General features: G+C 73.6%; 14 protein-coding genes. 5 read left to right on the top strand and 9 right to left on the bottom strand.

Going from position 1 to position 15099, the window contains the following annotated elements; translation table 11 throughout:
* Positions 1-76 precede the first annotated feature (76 nt).
* Together JOF36_RS06765 and JOF36_RS06760 are read left to right on the top strand one after the other, a co-directional pair.
* Positions 77-1696 (top strand): DUF8814 domain-containing protein, encoded by a 1620-nt coding sequence (locus JOF36_RS06765; protein ID WP_210025544.1) that lies wholly within the window; start codon positions 77-79, stop codon positions 1694-1696.
* Between the two features lie 86 nt (positions 1697-1782).
* On the top strand, positions 1783-2655 hold the full coding sequence (locus tag JOF36_RS06760; RefSeq protein WP_210025543.1) for a 1,4-dihydroxy-2-naphthoate polyprenyltransferase: 873 nt from the start codon (positions 1783-1785) through the stop codon (positions 2653-2655).
* A gap of 34 nt (positions 2656-2689) precedes the next feature.
* Here JOF36_RS06760 and JOF36_RS06755 read toward each other — a convergent pair whose 3' ends face one another.
* Positions 2690-3073 (bottom strand): DUF4229 domain-containing protein, encoded by a 384-nt coding sequence (locus JOF36_RS06755; protein ID WP_210025542.1) that lies wholly within the window; start codon positions 3071-3073, stop codon positions 2690-2692.
* Positions 3074-3297: 224 nt separating this feature from the next.
* Here JOF36_RS06755 and JOF36_RS06750 point away from each other — a divergent pair, with 224 nt between their 5' ends.
* From JOF36_RS06750 to JOF36_RS06740, 3 genes are all read left to right on the top strand, one after another.
* Positions 3298-3510, top strand: coding sequence for a BldC family transcriptional regulator (locus tag JOF36_RS06750; protein ID WP_210025541.1), 213 nt, complete (start codon positions 3298-3300; stop codon positions 3508-3510).
* Positions 3511-3591: 81 nt separating this feature from the next.
* Complete coding sequence (locus JOF36_RS06745; RefSeq protein ID WP_210025540.1) at positions 3592-3822, top strand: hypothetical protein; 231 nt, start codon at positions 3592-3594, stop codon at positions 3820-3822.
* A gap of 441 nt (positions 3823-4263) precedes the next feature.
* The gene (locus tag JOF36_RS06740; protein ID WP_210025539.1) at positions 4264-5535 is read left to right on the top strand and encodes a DUF1996 domain-containing protein; all 1272 of its coding nucleotides are present in this window, start codon (positions 4264-4266) and stop codon (positions 5533-5535) included.
* Positions 5536-5560: 25 nt separating this feature from the next.
* On the opposite strand, the gene JOF36_RS06735 is transcribed toward JOF36_RS06740, so the two are convergent.
* The 8 genes from JOF36_RS06735 to JOF36_RS06700 all read right to left on the bottom strand — a co-directional run bounded on the left by JOF36_RS06735 (position 5561) and on the right by JOF36_RS06700 (position 15060).
* Positions 5561-6937 (bottom strand): MinD/ParA family ATP-binding protein, encoded by a 1377-nt coding sequence (locus tag JOF36_RS06735; protein ID WP_443706278.1) that lies wholly within the window; start codon positions 6935-6937, stop codon positions 5561-5563.
* Between the two features lie 1192 nt (positions 6938-8129).
* Entirely contained in the window at positions 8130-9083 is a 954-nt protein-coding gene (ccsB, locus tag JOF36_RS06730) for a c-type cytochrome biogenesis protein CcsB (RefSeq protein ID WP_210025538.1), read from the bottom strand.
* Between the two features lie 5 nt (positions 9084-9088).
* On the bottom strand, positions 9089-10726 hold the full coding sequence (gene resB / locus JOF36_RS06725) for a cytochrome c biogenesis protein ResB (protein WP_210025537.1): 1638 nt from the start codon (positions 10724-10726) through the stop codon (positions 9089-9091).
* Positions 10727-11620, bottom strand: coding sequence for a cytochrome c biogenesis CcdA family protein (locus JOF36_RS06720; RefSeq protein ID WP_210025536.1), 894 nt, complete (start codon positions 11618-11620; stop codon positions 10727-10729).
* Between the two features lie 81 nt (positions 11621-11701).
* On the bottom strand, positions 11702-12328 hold the full coding sequence (locus tag JOF36_RS06715; protein WP_210025535.1) for a TlpA family protein disulfide reductase: 627 nt from the start codon (positions 12326-12328) through the stop codon (positions 11702-11704).
* A complete protein-coding gene (locus tag JOF36_RS06710) occupies positions 12325-12984 on the bottom strand; it encodes a histidine phosphatase family protein (RefSeq protein ID WP_210025534.1) in 660 nt (219 codons plus the stop codon). The genes JOF36_RS06715 and JOF36_RS06710 overlap by 4 nt, the downstream gene beginning before the upstream one ends.
* 2 nt (positions 12985-12986) lie before the next feature.
* Positions 12987-14309, bottom strand: a complete 1323-nt coding sequence (gene hemL / locus JOF36_RS06705; RefSeq protein ID WP_372447367.1) for a glutamate-1-semialdehyde 2,1-aminomutase — start codon at positions 14307-14309, stop codon at positions 12987-12989.
* A gap of 19 nt (positions 14310-14328) precedes the next feature.
* Positions 14329-15060 (bottom strand): hypothetical protein, encoded by a 732-nt coding sequence (locus tag JOF36_RS06700; protein WP_210025532.1) that lies wholly within the window; start codon positions 15058-15060, stop codon positions 14329-14331.
* Positions 15061-15099 lie beyond the last annotated feature (39 nt).

The following is a 15099-nucleotide window of genomic DNA, read 5'->3' as shown; positions in this document are numbered from 1 at the left end:
ACGGCACAGAGCCCACAGTCATCACTGGGCCCTCTGTCGTCACACGAGTCACACGATGCAGCGGGGGTTTGTCCAGATGCGCAGGAACACGCGGGCCGGGCTGCGAGGCGTCGGTCTGCTCGCCGCGACCGGTGCGCTCTGTGCGGCCGTCGTGCTGCCGGCCGGTGCCTCGGAGCCGGGCGAGACGACCTGGCAGCCGGAGCTGACCGGGAGCGGGACCGGCATCGTGGTCGAGGACGGCGGGGCGCGGTTCGACCGGTCGACGGCGTTCGGTGCCCCGGCCGACGAGGGCGACACCGAGGCGGCAGCGGACCCGGTGGACGTCGTCCCGACCGGGTTGCTGCCCCTGGAACCGCGCTCCCTGGACGCCCCGACCCGGGCGGTCGAGTCGACCCTGGCCGCCGACACCCCGCCCGGTTCGAGCGCGACCATCGACGTCCGCGGGCGGAAGGCCGGCGGCGGCTGGACCGAGTGGATCCCGGCCGAGAACGACCGCGCCGAGCTCCCGGAGGCGGTCCGCGAGGTGCAGGGACGGCTGGTCCTCACCGCGACCGGCGACGCCGCACCGGTCGTCCACGAGGTGACCCTGTCCGCCACGCCGACCGCCGGGACCGAGAGCGAGCCCATGACCGAGGCCGCCCCGCGCAGCTACTCGGTCTTCGCCACCCGGGAGGGCCTCGTCGGAGGCACGACCGCGAACGGCCACAAGATCGTGGAGCGGGACCGGTTCGTCGCGCTGCCCTCGCGGCGGGCACTGTCGGGCAAGGGCAAGACCGACTACTCGGTCAAGGTCTGCGCCCCGAACGGCCGCTGCGCGATCGCGCCGGTCTGGGACATCGGGCCGTGGAACACCAAGGACGACTACTGGAACCCGCCGCACGAGCGCCAGATGTGGAAGGACCTGCCGCAGGGCGTCCCGCAGGCCGCCGCGGCCCGCAACGGGCACAACGGCGGCAAGGACCAGTTCGGACGCAAGGTCGCCAACCCGGCCGGGATCGACCTCGGCGACGGCATCTTCTGGGACGTCCTCGGCCTCAAGGACAACTCACAGGTGCAGGTGGACTACCTGTGGACGGGCTCGCAGCGGCTGTCCGCGGTGCGCACCGAGGGCGCGCCGGAGGCACAGATCCTCGCCCGCCCGGAGGCCGGTGCGGAGTCGGTCGGGATCGCGGTGAACGCGACCGACGTCCCGGTGCAGTGCACGCACGGCGAGTTCGTGCGGATCGGGGACGGCCAGTACCTGCCGACGTCGGCGTTCGGCGAGCTGCCGGCCGACCTGCCGGGCTGCGAGGCGGGCGACACCGCCGGAGCCGCCCCCGCCGACGCGGGTGCCTCACCCGGTGACACCGCGACCGCCCCCGTCGGGACCGCCCCGGATGACGCGACAACCGCCCCGGGCGACCCCGCCACCGCGCCGGGGGACTCCGCCGCCGCCGGTGGCCCCGGTACCGCCCCGGGCGACACCACCACCCCGGGGGATCCCGCCACCGCACCGGCGAACGAGGCGCGGACGGGCGGCACGGCCGGTGACGAACCCGCCGGCACGGCGACCGGCACCGGTAGCGGTACCGGCGCCGGGCCGACCGGTTCCGGCGCGCCGGCGAGCGACACCCCGGCCGGCACGGTCCCGGACGGCGACAGCCAGTCGGCGACGATCCCCGGGTCCGCCCAGCGCGCCCCCTCGGGTACTCGCTAGTGCCTTCACACACCGTGGCAGTGCTCACCACACCCCCGGCACCGCTCGACCGTCGCCGAACACCCGGATCGGGATAGGTTCGACCCGTGGCCACGACGGCAGAGTGGATCGAGGGAGCGCGACCGCGCACCCTGCCCACCGCGATCTCCCCCGTTCTCGTCGGTACCGGCGCCGCGATCGGCGCCGGCGCCGTCGCGCCCGGCGCCGCCCTGCTCGCCCTGCTGGTGGCGGTCTCGCTGGTGATCGGCGTGAACTTCGCGAACGACTACTCCGACGGCATCCGGGGCACCGACGACGACCGCGTCGGACCGCAACGGCTGGTCGGCTCGCGGGCCGCCGCGCCGGCGACCGTCCGGACCGCCGCGTTCACCTGCTTCGGGGTCGCCGCGCTGGCCGGGATCGCCCTCACCGCGGTATCCGGCCAGTGGTGGCTGATCGCCGTCGGGGCGCTGTGCATCGTCGGGGCCTGGTACTACACCGGCGGCGCGCGACCGTACGGCTACGCCGGTCTCGGCGAGATCGCGGTGTTCGTCTTCTTCGGCCCGGTCGCCGTACTCGGCACGATGCTCACCCAGGCCGGGGTGGTGGGCTCCGCAGCGGTCGGCGCCTCGGTCGGCGCCGGCCTGCTGACCTGCGCGGTTCTCGTCGTCAACAACCTGCGTGACATCCCGGGTGACCGGATCGCGGGCAAGCGGACGCTGGCCGTGCGGCTGGGCGAGCGCGGCACGCGTGCCCTCTACGTCGGGACGGTCCTGGTGCCGTTCGTGCTCGCGCTCGGTGCCGCGTTCGACAGTCCGGGCCTGCTGGTCGTGCTGCTCGCGCTGCCGGTCGCGGTCCGGCCGGTGCGGACCGTCCTCGGCGGGGCCGAAGGTCCGGCGCTGATCCCGGCGCTGCGCGACACGGGCCTGCTGCTGCTCGCCTGGGCCCTGACCGTCGCGGTCGGTCTCGCCGTCAGCTGAGCCGCGCGGCAGCACGGCTGCCGCTCACCGGAGCTCAGGAACGGTCGGTGCCGTCCTCGGACGACGGCTTCGGCGCGTCGGCCGTCGTACCGGCGTCCGGTACGGGCGGGGGGCCGACGTCGCCGCGCAGCTGGGCCCGCAGCGACTCCCGCTCCGCCGACCGCTTCGCGTTGGCCACGGCGAGCGCCCGGTCCAGGCGCACCCGCAACCCGCGGAAGAGCACCATCGACAGCGGCAACGCGACGATCAGCGCGACCAGCAGCGCGACCAGCAGCGGCACCCCGGCAACGGCGAGCACCAGCGCGATGACGGCGAGCAGTCCGAGGCGGGCGAGCGTGTAGAGCGCCACCGTGGCGGCCAGCCCGGGCTCGCCGGCGCGGGCCCGCGCCGCGGCCTGCGGCGGAGTCGGAGACGTCATGGCTCCAGGGTACGGTCCGGCCGGTGCCGGCGCGGTCCGCCGTGCCCCCCTCTGCCCGATGTCCGCTTCGGGCGTTTCATCGGCTTTGCCCTTTAAGGACCCTTTACCTCCGGACAACCGTTCGAGTACCTGGGGTCTGCAGTGTCACGATGGCCCGGAAACAACGAGCGGTACCCGTTCGTGAACACCGAACATGCAGCACGTTGCACTTCCGGGAGGATTCCATGGCTGCTCCGACCCAGACCCCCGAGCGACTGCTGACCCCGGGCGAGGTCGCCACGCTCTTCCGCGTCGACCCCAAGACCGTGACCCGTTGGGCGTCCGCCGGCCGGATCGGCTCGATCCGCACGCCGGGCGGGCACCGCCGCTTCCGCGAGTCCGAGGTCCGCGGCCTGCTCGCCGACCTGACCAGCGAGGCCAGCCCCGGCCTCCGCTGACCTGCACGACGATCGGGTGACCCCTCGGCTTCACCCGTACGTCAGGCCGCCTTCGCTACGCTGGACGGCGGAGGTGGCCTGATGTTCTTTCTGATCCTTCTGCTCGGCGCGGCCGTCGTCGCGGTGCTGCTCGTCCGGACCCTGCGGTCCGAGCAGATGGTCTCCGACCGGCGCCCACGGCCGGAACTCCCGTGGATGACCGGCCAGAAGCCCGAACGGCCGCGTGCGGCCGGTCCCGACGACGACCCCGACTTCCTGCGTGAACTCGACGAGAAGGTTCGTGACCAGGAGGATCCGCCCGACCGGGCCTGACCCGCTCCGAACGGTTCAGCCCCTCCCCACGCACCAACACGTCTTTACCGAAGGGCGGCCCACCGGCTCCGGTGGGCCGCCCTTCGGTGTTTCCGGCCACATCCCGCTCGGAACGTGGCTGCGTTTCTGAAGGCCGATGTCGGCGAACGGACCAACCCGTGCCCCGGCCCGGTGCAACGACGGCGTCGTTCGCCGCGCGGCGCCCACCTCTCGCCGGTGATGGCGCTCGATCGTTCTCAGGACCGTCACCACGACGCCGACGGCTACCTACCGTGGCCGCGCTGGACCGGAGAGGTGGTGTCCCCCGCACCGCCGCGGTCCACGGATCGAAGCGCTCCCCGCGCCCGTCCGCCCGACGGCGACACCTGACCGGCGATCGCCTGCGGTACGGGCACCACCCGGTCCCCCGACCGGGACTTCACACCCCGAGGAGGTTCGCCCATGCCCCGACGTGGACGACGCAACATCACCGGACCGGTACGCCTGGTGGCCGTCGTGGCCGCATTGCTCGTGGCCGCCGCCGCCGTGGCCTTCGGCGGGACGGCGTCCGCCGACGGCCCGGACGACGGGCCCGGCTCGGCGACCGAGCAGGGTTCCACGACCGAAGACACCGGAGACCCGGACGACGGCCTGTTCGGCAGAGCCGGGCCGGACGACGAGGACGGCGCGTCCGGGAACGAACCGGAGGCGCAGGCCGGTCGGCAGGACGACGACGGCGAGCAGAACGACGAGCCCGGCCAGGACCGGAGCGAGCAGAACGCCGGCGACCAGGGCGAGGGCCGGAACGAGGGCGACCAGAACGCCGGGAACGAGGCCGACGAGCAGTTCCCCGGACGCGACCAGGCGGCGCCACCGGCCGCCGACGACTTCGTCGACATCACCGACGTCGAACCCGGGAACGCCCCGGACGACAAGGGCGGCGTGTTCGCCGGTGGCACCTTCACCTCGGAGTGCGGCACCAGCGATCACCGCAACTCCGACAACTACCAGGCGGCGCCGGGTAAGCGGAACGGCGCCCAGCACGTGCACGACTACGTCGGCAACACCACGACCGACGCGTTCTCCGACGACCAGAGCCTCGAGGCCGGCGGCACGTCCTGCACCAACGGCGACAAGTCGACGTTCTACTGGCCGGTCGTCCGCGACCTGAACGGGGTCGGCGACGACGCGAACGCCGACGGCGGCGGCAAGGACGGCAACGTCGGGGAGATCCTGACCCCGACCTCGGCCCAGATGACCCTGAACGGCCACCCCGGCCAGAAGACCGAACCGATGCCCCAGAACCTGCGGATGATCACCGGGGACGCGAAGGCCAAGACGAACGGCGACGAGAACGTCGTGTCCAAGTGGACCTGCAGCGGCTTCACCGACCGAACCACCGAGAAGTACCCGATCTGCCCGTCCGGCAGCGATCTGGTGCGGTTCCTGGACTTCCCGAGCTGCTGGGACGGCGAGACGCTGCGCTCGAACGCCGAGAACGAGGCCGTCGTGTTCCCGGAGGCCGACGGCCGGTGCGCGGACGGCCGGGTGGCCATCCCGCAGCTGCGCATGACGCTGACCTACGACCAGCCGGAGGGCCGCTCGTTCGCGCTGGACACGTTCCCCGACCAGCAGCACAGCCCGAAGACCGACCACGGGAACTACCAGAGCCTGCTCTCCGACGAGCAGGCCCGCACGGCGGCCACCTGCATCAACAGCGGACGCAACTGCTGATGCGGTGGCCGAGCCTCCCGGACCGTCAGACGGGGAAGCCGTCCGCGACGGCGGCCGCGAGCTCCAGCAGGGCGGTCCGGGTCGGCTCCTCGATGCGGTCGAGGTCGATCTCGGCGCCCTCCTCGAGGTGCGGGTCGAACGGCACCCGGACGACCGCGCGGCAGCGGCCGGCGAAGTGCTCCGCGACCCGGTCGAGGTCGACCCCGCCGCCGGGCCGCCGGTACACCGAGTTGATCACGACGACGGCGTTGCGGACGAGACTCCCGTAGCCGTGCGCATCCAGCCAGTCCAGGGTCGCCGAGGCGCTGCGGGCACCGTCGATCGACCCCGAGGAGACGATGACGATCTGGTCGGCCATCCCCAGCACCCCGTACATCGCGGAGTGCATCAGCCCGGTACCGCAGTCGGTGAGCACCAGGTTGTAGAAGTGCTCGAGCAGGTCGACCGCCCGCCGGTAGTCCTCCTCGCTGAACGCCTCCGACACCGCGGGGTCCTGCTCGCTGGCCAGCACCTCCAGCCGGGAGACGCCCTGCGAGGTGTAGGCCCGCACGTCGGTGTAGCGGCGGACCTTGTCGGCGTCGCGCAGCAGGTGCCGGACGGTCGCGGTCGTCTCCAGCGGGATCTTCTGGCTGAGCGTGCCGCGGTCGGGGTTCGCGTCGACCGCGACGACCCGGTCCCCGCGGTGGGAGGCGAACGTCGCCCCCAGCGTGGCCGTGACCGTGGTCTTCCCGACCCCGCCCTTGAGGCTCAGCATCGCGATCTTGTGTGAGTTGATCAGCGGCCGGTTCAGCCGGGAGACGAGGTCGCGACGGTGCACCTCCGCGGGACTCTCCCCCGGGTTCACCAGCCCGCCGGTGAGCAGGTAGACGAGCCTGCGCCAGCCGCTCGTCGGCGGGCGGCGCGTGCTGTGCGAGGTCCGCGACGGTGCGAGGTCCAGTGCGCCGTGCGGTTCGTCGCCGCGGCGGTGCTGCGCGGACCGCGCTTCGACCGCTTCGGGCGCGGTCCAGCGGGGGCGCGGCGAGCCGGACCCCGGGCTCGGGCGCGACCGGACCGAGCCGGTGGACGTGCGCCGGGGACCGCCCTCCCGGGCGTCGCGTTCGGCGGCCTCGTGGTCCCAGGAACTCCGCCACGGCCGGTCGGTGGACGCGCCACGCGGACGGGCGGCGTTCTCCTGGCGAGCGGTGGACGGGCCGGTGTCGACCTCCGGACGGGCGTCCCTCACCGGGGGAGCCTCAGCCCGCGGCCGGTCATCGCTCACCGGGTGAGCGTCGGCTCGCGGCGGGGTGTCGCTCACTGGATGGGCGTCGGCTCGCGGCTGGGTATCGCTCACCGAGTCAGAGTCCGCCCGCGGCTGCGCGTCGCCCACCGAGTGGGAGTCGGCCCGCGGCTGCGCGTCGCCCACCGAGTGGGAGTCGGCCTGCGGCTGCGCTTCGCTCACCGGGTAGGCGTCCGCCCGCGGCTGCGCGTCGCTCACCGGGTGAGCGTCCGCCCGCGGCTGGGTGTCGCTCACCGAGTTGGCGTCGGCCCACGGCCGGTCGTTCCCGGGAGCGCCGTCGCCTCGCGAGTGAGCTTCGTCACCGTCTGCGACACCGGACGCCGAGCGGGCCCCGGGGTGATCCGCGTCTGTCGCCCGTCCGGTTCCCGCGCCGGATCCGTCGTCGAACAGCGTCGCGCCATGCCCGGCGCCGCGAGCACCCTCGCCCTGCCGGCTCGGGGCCCCCGACACGCCCTGCCCGGACGGCGCACGCTCACCGGAGAGCGTGCCCTGGCCGGACGGTCCACCCTCGTCGGACAGCACGCGCTCCTCGGACGGCACGCGCTCCTCGAACGGCGCCGACGGCGCGGACTCATCGTCCGTCACCGGATCCGAGCCGGCCGGGGACCCGGCCCTCGACGGGGCGCCGGGCGCCGACGGGGCGCCGGGCGCCGTGGTGCTCTCGTCGACGGGCGGCTCCGGCCGGCGCCAGATCACGGTGCCGTCCGGGTCGTCGGTGTGACCACCGGACCCGGGAACAGCCCACCACGACTCCGGCTCGTCTCCCCCGCCGGCGCGGTAGATCCCGGTGTCGTCGGGGCCGTGGTCGTGCGAGGTGAACTCCGGGGCGGAACCGGCGCCCGCGTGGTGCCGGCCCTCCTCCGTGCCGCCGCGCGACCCGGGCTCCGGGTCATCGCCGGAGGCGCGCAGGGCGGAGAGGTCCAGCCCGTGCGGCGGGGTGCGCGGATCGATCTCGTCGAGCAGCTCGTCGTCGATCTCGGGCAGCTCGGTGCCCCAGGCCGAACCGGCGGGCGGGGTCTGCGTGCCGACGGCGGCCCGGCCGGGCGCCGGGGCCGACGCCGCCCGCTCGGCCGCGGACGGTTGGCGCGGCTCGGGCGTCTCGGCCCGGCCCGCGGCGTCGGGTTGCGCTGCGGAACCCGGCTGCGTTCCGTCGTCGGCCCCGGCGCGGCGACGCCGTCCGAAGGACCGCCCGGCGGTGTCTGCCGCGCCCCAGCGTTCCCGCACGTAGCGGCCGACCGACCCGTCGGGCTGCTCGTCGGAACCGTTCTCGCTCACGTGAGACGACGGTAGCCGTGCCGAACGCAGTGGTCGAGGCGCCTCACACCCCTGCGTACGAGTGCAGCCCGGCTACCACCATGTTGATGAAGAACAGATTGAACACGATCGTGGCGAAACCTGCGGAGTTGATCCAGGCGGCACGCGAGGAACGCCACCCGGCCGTGGCCCGGGCATGCAGGTAGGCGGCGTACAACACCCAGGCGACGAACGCGACCGTCTCCTTCGGGTCCCAGCCCCAGAACCGGCCCCAGGCCGCCTCGGCCCACACGGCGCCGGTGATGATGCCGAACGTGTAGAGCGGGAACGCCAGCACCGTCACCCGGTACGCCAGCCGGTCGAGCATCTCCGCACCCGGCAGCTTCGCGGCCAGCGCGGCCGGACGCTCGTTGCGCTTCATCAGGAACAACAGGCTGGCCACGCCGGGGACGAGCATCATCCCGGACGCCAGCGTGATCGTCGTGACGTGAATGATGATCCAGTACGACTGCAGGGCGGGGACGACCGGCGCGGCCTCGGCGTAGAGCACGGTGCCGGTGACGAACATCAGCAGCAGGACCGGCGTCAGCACGAACACACCGGCCGGGCGCAGCGCCGGGTGCCGGTAGACGAGCACCAGCCAGGCGCCGACCGCCATCAGGCACAGCGCCGAGGTGAACTCGTACATGTTGCCCAGCGGCCAGCGGTAGGTGGCCAGCCCGCGCAGCACGATCGAACCGGCGTGCAGCAGCACCGCCAGGATCATCAGCGAGACACCGATCCGGCCGTAGCGGTCGGACCGCGGGCGGGTCGGGCGCTTCCCGGCCACACCGTCGTCCGGTTCCGTGGACGACCCGCCGGCTCCCGCACCGACGGCCGCCGGCTCCTTCCGCGCCACCCGGGCGACCCGGGACGCGGCGTACTCCAGCGAGGTGAACACCAGCGCCAGGATCAGCACGACGAGCGTCGCCTGGAACAACCGGTCGCTCCACATGGAGGTGATCGGATCGACGAGCATCGGTGTCAACCGTCCTTCTTGTCCGTCGGTTCGAGCAGTCCGGCCGAGAGCCGGTCGAACTCCTCGCCGTATCCCGCCCGGTCGGTCCGGGCCAGGCCGCCGAGCTCGATCCGGCTACCACCCTCGATCGGGCGGACGCGCACCCAGAAGCGGCGCCGCTTGATCGACAGGGACAGCGCCAGGCCGCCCACCATCACGATCGCGGCGAGCAGTACCCAGCTCTGCCCCGGGTCGTGGCCCACCTGCAGGTTCACCCACGGCGTCACGCCGTCGAACCGGACGACGGTGCCGTCCGGCAGCGTCACGGTGTCCCCGATGCCCATCCGGGACTCGGCGACGGTGCGCAGCTCGCCGTCCTCGATCTTCTGCTGGTCCACCGTGAAGATCGACTGGCCGCGGCCGTCGTCGATGCCGAGATCCCCGAGCATCACGTCGACGTCCGCCGTCGGAGCCCGCAGGTCCGGGTGCACCGAGGCCAGGGCACCCTCCTGGTCGATCGCCCCGGTCGGGGCGAACGTGCCGGTCACCGCGATCTGCGTGGTGCGCCGCACCTCGGGATCCTCGACGCCGGGCCGCTCGAACTTGGTGGCGCCCTCGGAGAGCTGGGTGCCGCTCTGGTCCACCGGCCGCCACTGGACGTCGCTGCTGCGGCTCTGCCCGTCCGGCCAGGTCACCGTGAACTCCGGCGCGTAGCCGTAACCGGTCAGGTAGACCCGGTCGCCGTCGGTGCGCAGCGGGTGGTTGACCGAGATCTCCCCCGGACGCCAGGAGGTGACGCCGTTGCGCAGGTCCGAGCCGGTCTGGTGGGCGATCTCCGCGCCGAACGTCGCCGGCTGCCCGTTCGGCAGCCAGGTTCCGGCGAACCGGTCGACGCGCACGCAGAACTCGTTGAGATCGGTGCCGTCGACGCGCAGCCCGGCCCGGAAGGTGTCGTAGCCGAGGATCGAGCTGTTGCAGAACTCCGAGCCGTCCGCGTGGACGATCACATCGCCCTCGTAGCCGTACATCTTCCCGCCCGCCAGGCCGAGCAGGATCCCGATCAGGCTCAGGTGGAAGACGAGGTTGCCGGTCTCGCGCAGGTAGCCGCGCTCCGCGGAGATCGTCCGCGCGCCGCCGGGCTCGGTGTGCTCGGCCTTGCGCCAGCCGCGCAGCATCGTGCGGGTGCGCTCGAGCACGGCGTCCGGATCGTCGGCAACGTCGGCGCTCGCATGGTGCGGGAGCCGGGAGAGGTTGCGCGGGGTCACGACGGGCGCCTGCCGCATCCCGCGCCAGTACTCCAGCGAGCGCGGCAGCACGCATCCGACCAGCGAGATCATCAGCAGCAGGTAGATCGCGGCGAACCACGGGCTGGCGAACACCTCGAACCCGCCCAGCGCCTCGACGATCGGCGCCGCCGTCGGGTGGTCGGCGTAGAAGTCGTCGACCAGGAACGCGTTCAGCGAGCGCTGCGGCAGCAGTGCGCCCGGCAGTGCGGCCAGGGCCAGCAGGAACAGCAGGACCAGCGCGGTGCGCATGCTGGTCAGCCCGCGCCAGGTGTTGCGCAGGAAGGCCCCCGCCGCACCGAGCGGGCCGCTGCGGCGGGGAGGCTCGCCGTCCGGCGTGGTCACGGGCGGCTGCGGCGGGGCGGTCGGCGGGGAGCTCATCTAGATGGGCGGGGTGAACCCGGCGATCGAGACCTGTAGTTTCACGAGCCACTGCGCCCACAGACCGGAGACCAGCAGCGCACCGACCGCCATCAGCAGCACACCACCGGCGACCTGGATCGCCCTGGTGTGCCGGCGCAGCCTGCCCAGCGCCTCGACCGCACGGGTCGCACCGAGCGCGATGAGCACGAACGGGAGCCCGAGCCCGGCGCAGTAGGCCAGGATCAGCACGACGCCGCGGAACGACCCGCCACCGGTCCCGGCGGCGACGGCGACCACTCCGGCCAGCGTCGGGCCGATGCAGGGCACCCAGCCGAGCCCGAAGACCGCGCCGAGCAGCGGCGCGCCGGCCAGCCCGGCCCGCGGGGTCCAGTGCGAGCGGTACTCGCGCTGCAGCGCCGGGATGAGACCGGCGAACGCCAGCCCCATCACGATCATCACGACGCCGCCGATCCGCTGCAGCAGGGCCTCGTTGTCGATCAGCACGTCGGACAGCCACACGGCCCCGACCATGATCGCGCCGAAGACGACGGTGAACCCTGCGACGAACAGCAGGGCGGCCCCGGCGACGCGCCAGCGACCGTCGGAACGGGGCGCCACGACGGCTGCGGAATCGGCGGGGGCGGGATCGGCGGGGGCGGGATCGGCGGGGGCGGGATCCGCTGACGTGAGTGCCGGGTCGCTTCCCGCACGGCGGGCCGCCGCGCGGTCGCGGGCCTCGGCCGGGGTCACCGGGGGCGACTGCGCGCCGACCAGCCCGGCCAGGTAGGCGAGGTAGCCGGGGACCAGCGGGACCACGCACGGGGACGCGAAACTGACCAGGCCGGCGGCCACCGAGACCAGCGCTGCGAGCAGCAGCGGCCCCGAGATCGCCAGCGTCGTCGTCGCGTCCATCGGATCCAGGGTAGAAGGACGACACGCCGCAACGGTCAGCGGGTTCTACAACGTGTAGTGCAACCGCGTGGGCGCGGAGGGTCAGCCGGTCCCGGCCGGGGCGGGCGGCGCGGGTTCGGCGGCCAGCTTCGTGATCAGCGGCAGCAGGTCCGAGCTCCCGACCGGGGTCAGGAACACCGCGGCGACCCGGGCCTGGCGGTCCAGCACGATCGTCGACGGGACGACGTTGCGCGGGTAGCCGTCGAGCCGGGCCAGCGTGCGGCCGGACGGGTCGTAGATCGAGTCGTAGGTCAGCCCGCGGGCGTTCATGAAGTCCGCCGCGGCCTGGCGGTCGTCGCGGACGTCGATGCCGAGCACCACCGCGTCCTCCCGGGCGGCCTCGGCGACGGCCTGCAGCTCCGGTGCCTCGGTGCGGCAGGGGCCGCACCAGGATCCCCAGATGTTGATCACGCGGATCCGGCCGGGGTAGTCGGCGATCCCGACCTCGGTACCGGGTTCGAGCAGGCTCTCGCCGCGCAGGTCGGTGATCTTGCTGCGGCTCTGCGGCGGGTCGTAGGTGATCCGGGTCTCCCCACCCGGGGCGACGAACTGGAACTCCTGCGGCCCGGACCCGACGGCGTCCCGGCCGACACCGCAGCCCGCGACCAGCAGCAGCACCCCGAGCATGACCGGCAGGACGCGGGAGGCGCGCAGGCGGAACGGCCTCATGCCCCGGCCACCATCGCACCGCTCGACCCGGCCGGTTCGCTGTAGCGCAGGCCGGTCACCCGGGCGCCGGTGAACTCGATGCTGGTCAACGAGGCCAGCGAGCACTGCCGGCGGCGCGGGTCGTGCCAGAGCCGCTGTCCGAGCAGGTAGCGGCGCAGGGTCCAGATCGGCAGCTGGTGGGAGACGCAGACGATCTCCCGGCCGGGCGCGAGCAGCCGGGCCGCGTGCACCGCGCCCAGCATCCGGTGCGCGATGGCGCGGTACGGCTCGCCCCAGGACGGGGTGAACGGGTTGCGCAGCAGCCGCCATGCCTGCGGATGCCGCAGCGCGCCGTCCCCGACCGCGAAGCTCTTGCCCTCGAACAGGTTGCCGGACTCGATGAGCCCGTCGTCGGTGGTGATCTCCACGCCGTGCGCGTCCGCGATCGGCTGCGCGGTCTGCTGGGCACGCAGCAGCGAGGAGGCGACGACGGCGGCGACGTCGTTCTCGCCGAGGTGCACGGCGACCGTCTTCGCCTGGGCCTCGCCGAGGTCGGAGAGCCGGTAGCCGGGGCGGCGGCCGTAGAGCAGCTTCTCGGGGTTGTGCACCTCGCCGTGGCGCAGCAGGTGCACGACGGTCGCCGGCCCCTCGGGGGCGGGACTGGTCCGATCACCCACGCTCAGGCCCCGTCCGGGCGGGTGGCGGTCGCGGCGGCCTTCGCGGCGGCGGACAGCGCGGTCTCGATCTGCGCGAACGCGTCGTCGTCCAGGGCGGTGGAGACGAACCAGCCCTCGAACGCCGACGGCGGTGTGTAGACGCCGTGGTCGAGCAGCGCGTGGAAGAACGCCGGGTGGCGCCAGGTCTCGGCGGCCTGCGCGTCGGCGTAGCCGGTGACGGGCGTGTCGGCGAAGAACGGCGAGAACATGGTGCCCGCGTACTGCACCGTGTGCGCGACGCCCTCCTTCGTCAGTGCCTCGGTGACCATGTGGCCGATCCGGTCGGCATTGGCCGCCAGGGTGGCGTAGGCGGCGTCGTCGGCGTTGCGCAGCGTGGTGAGCCCGGCGGCGACCGCGACCGGGTTCCCGGCCAGGGTTCCCGCCTGGTAGACCGGCCCGGCCGGGGCGAGGTACGACATGTGCTGGACCGAGCCGCCGAACGCGGCGGCCGGGAGCCCGCCGGACATGACCTTGCCGAAGGTGTAGAGGTCCCCGGCGACGCCGTCGCAGCCGAACCAGCCCTGCTTCGACGCGCGGAAGCCGGTCATCACCTCGTCGATCACCAGCAGCGCGCCGTGGGCGTGGGCGATCTCGCGCAGCCCGGCGTTGAACCCCTCGACCGGCGGGACGACGCCCATGTTCCCGGCCGCGGCCTCGGTGATCACGCAGGCGATCTCGGAGCCGCGCTCGGCGAAGACCCGCCGTACGGCGTCGAGGTCGTTGTACGGGAGCACCACGGTGTCCGCGGCCTGTGCGCCGGTGACGCCCGGGCTGGTCGGCAGGCCGAGCGTGGCGATGCCGGAGCCGGCGTCGGCGAGCAGCGCGTCGACGTGGCCGTGGTAGCAGCCGGAGAACTTCACGATCACGCTGCGGCCGGTGATGCCGCGGGCGAGGCGGATCGCGCTCATCGTGGCCTCGGTGCCGGAGTTGACCAGCCGGACCTGCTCGACCGGGGTGCGGTCGACGATCGCGGCGGCCAGGTCGCTCTCCCCCGGGGTCGGGGTGCCGAACGACAGTCCCTGCGACGCCGCGGACCGCACCGCCTCGACGACGGCCGGGTGGGCGTGCCCGAGGATCATCGGCCCCCAGGAGGACACCAGGTCGACGTACGTCCCGCCGTCGGCGTCGGTCAGCCGGCAGCCCTGCCCGGACACCATGAAACGCGGGGTGCCGCCGACCGAGTTGAACGCCCGGACCGGGGAGTTCACCCCGCCCGGGATCACCTCCGCCGCCCGCTTGAAGAGGCGGGCGGACTCCGTCGGCTCGGGGTTGCTCACACTGCTCACCCTGCCAGTCTCCCAGCTGTCACCCGGACCGCTGTGCGGCCCCGACCTTCCGCGCCGCGTACCACTCCTTGGCCGGACGGCTGTAGAGCAGCACGACACCGGCCGCGGCGACCGCCACGACCAGCACCCCGAACAGCGGCAGCGTCGGCGCCATCATCAGCAGCAGCGGGAGCCCGTAGACCCCGGTGAGCACGGCCAGCGCGAGCCGGGCGCCGCCCGCCCCGAGGAAGGCCACGACGGCGAGCGCGGCATAGATCAACGCCAGCACCAGGAAGACCGCGCCCATCACCCGGACCATCTGGGCGAGCTGGTCGAAGGTCATCCCGGCCTGGGTCATCATGGCCTCGTACTCGGCGCGCGGGATGCCCGCCTGCTCCAGCATCGACTCGTCGACCGGCGTGACCATGGCGGCCACGCCCATCAGCACGAACGGCAGCGCCGCGGCGAGCAGCATGATCAGCGCGGTCACGAGCTGGCGGGGCCGGGGCGCCTTCGCGGCCGGGGTCTGCCCCAGCCCGGCGGGCGGGTTGCCCCAGCCGCCCCCACCCGTGGTGTTCCACTGCGGCCCCGGCTGCGGGCCTGCCTGCTGGGGGTCCGACCCGCCCGGGACCTGCTGCGGGTACGGCGCCGGCGGCGTACCCGGCGTCCAGCCGTGCGGGTACGGGTTCTGCGGGTACTGCGGGTAGGTCCCCGACGACGGGCCGGGCCGGTAGTACTGCGGGGTGCCCTGCTGTCCGGGGTCGTTGCTCACGACGTCCACGGTAGCCGGACAGATGTCCGGTTTGCCACG

It is taken from the genome of Pseudonocardia parietis (genome assembly GCF_017876315.1).
Taxonomy (GTDB): Bacteria; Actinomycetota; Actinomycetes; order Mycobacteriales; family Pseudonocardiaceae; genus Pseudonocardia; species Pseudonocardia parietis.
The sequence above is the reverse complement of the archived record's forward strand: the minus strand, read 5'-3'. Positions and strand labels throughout refer to the sequence as shown.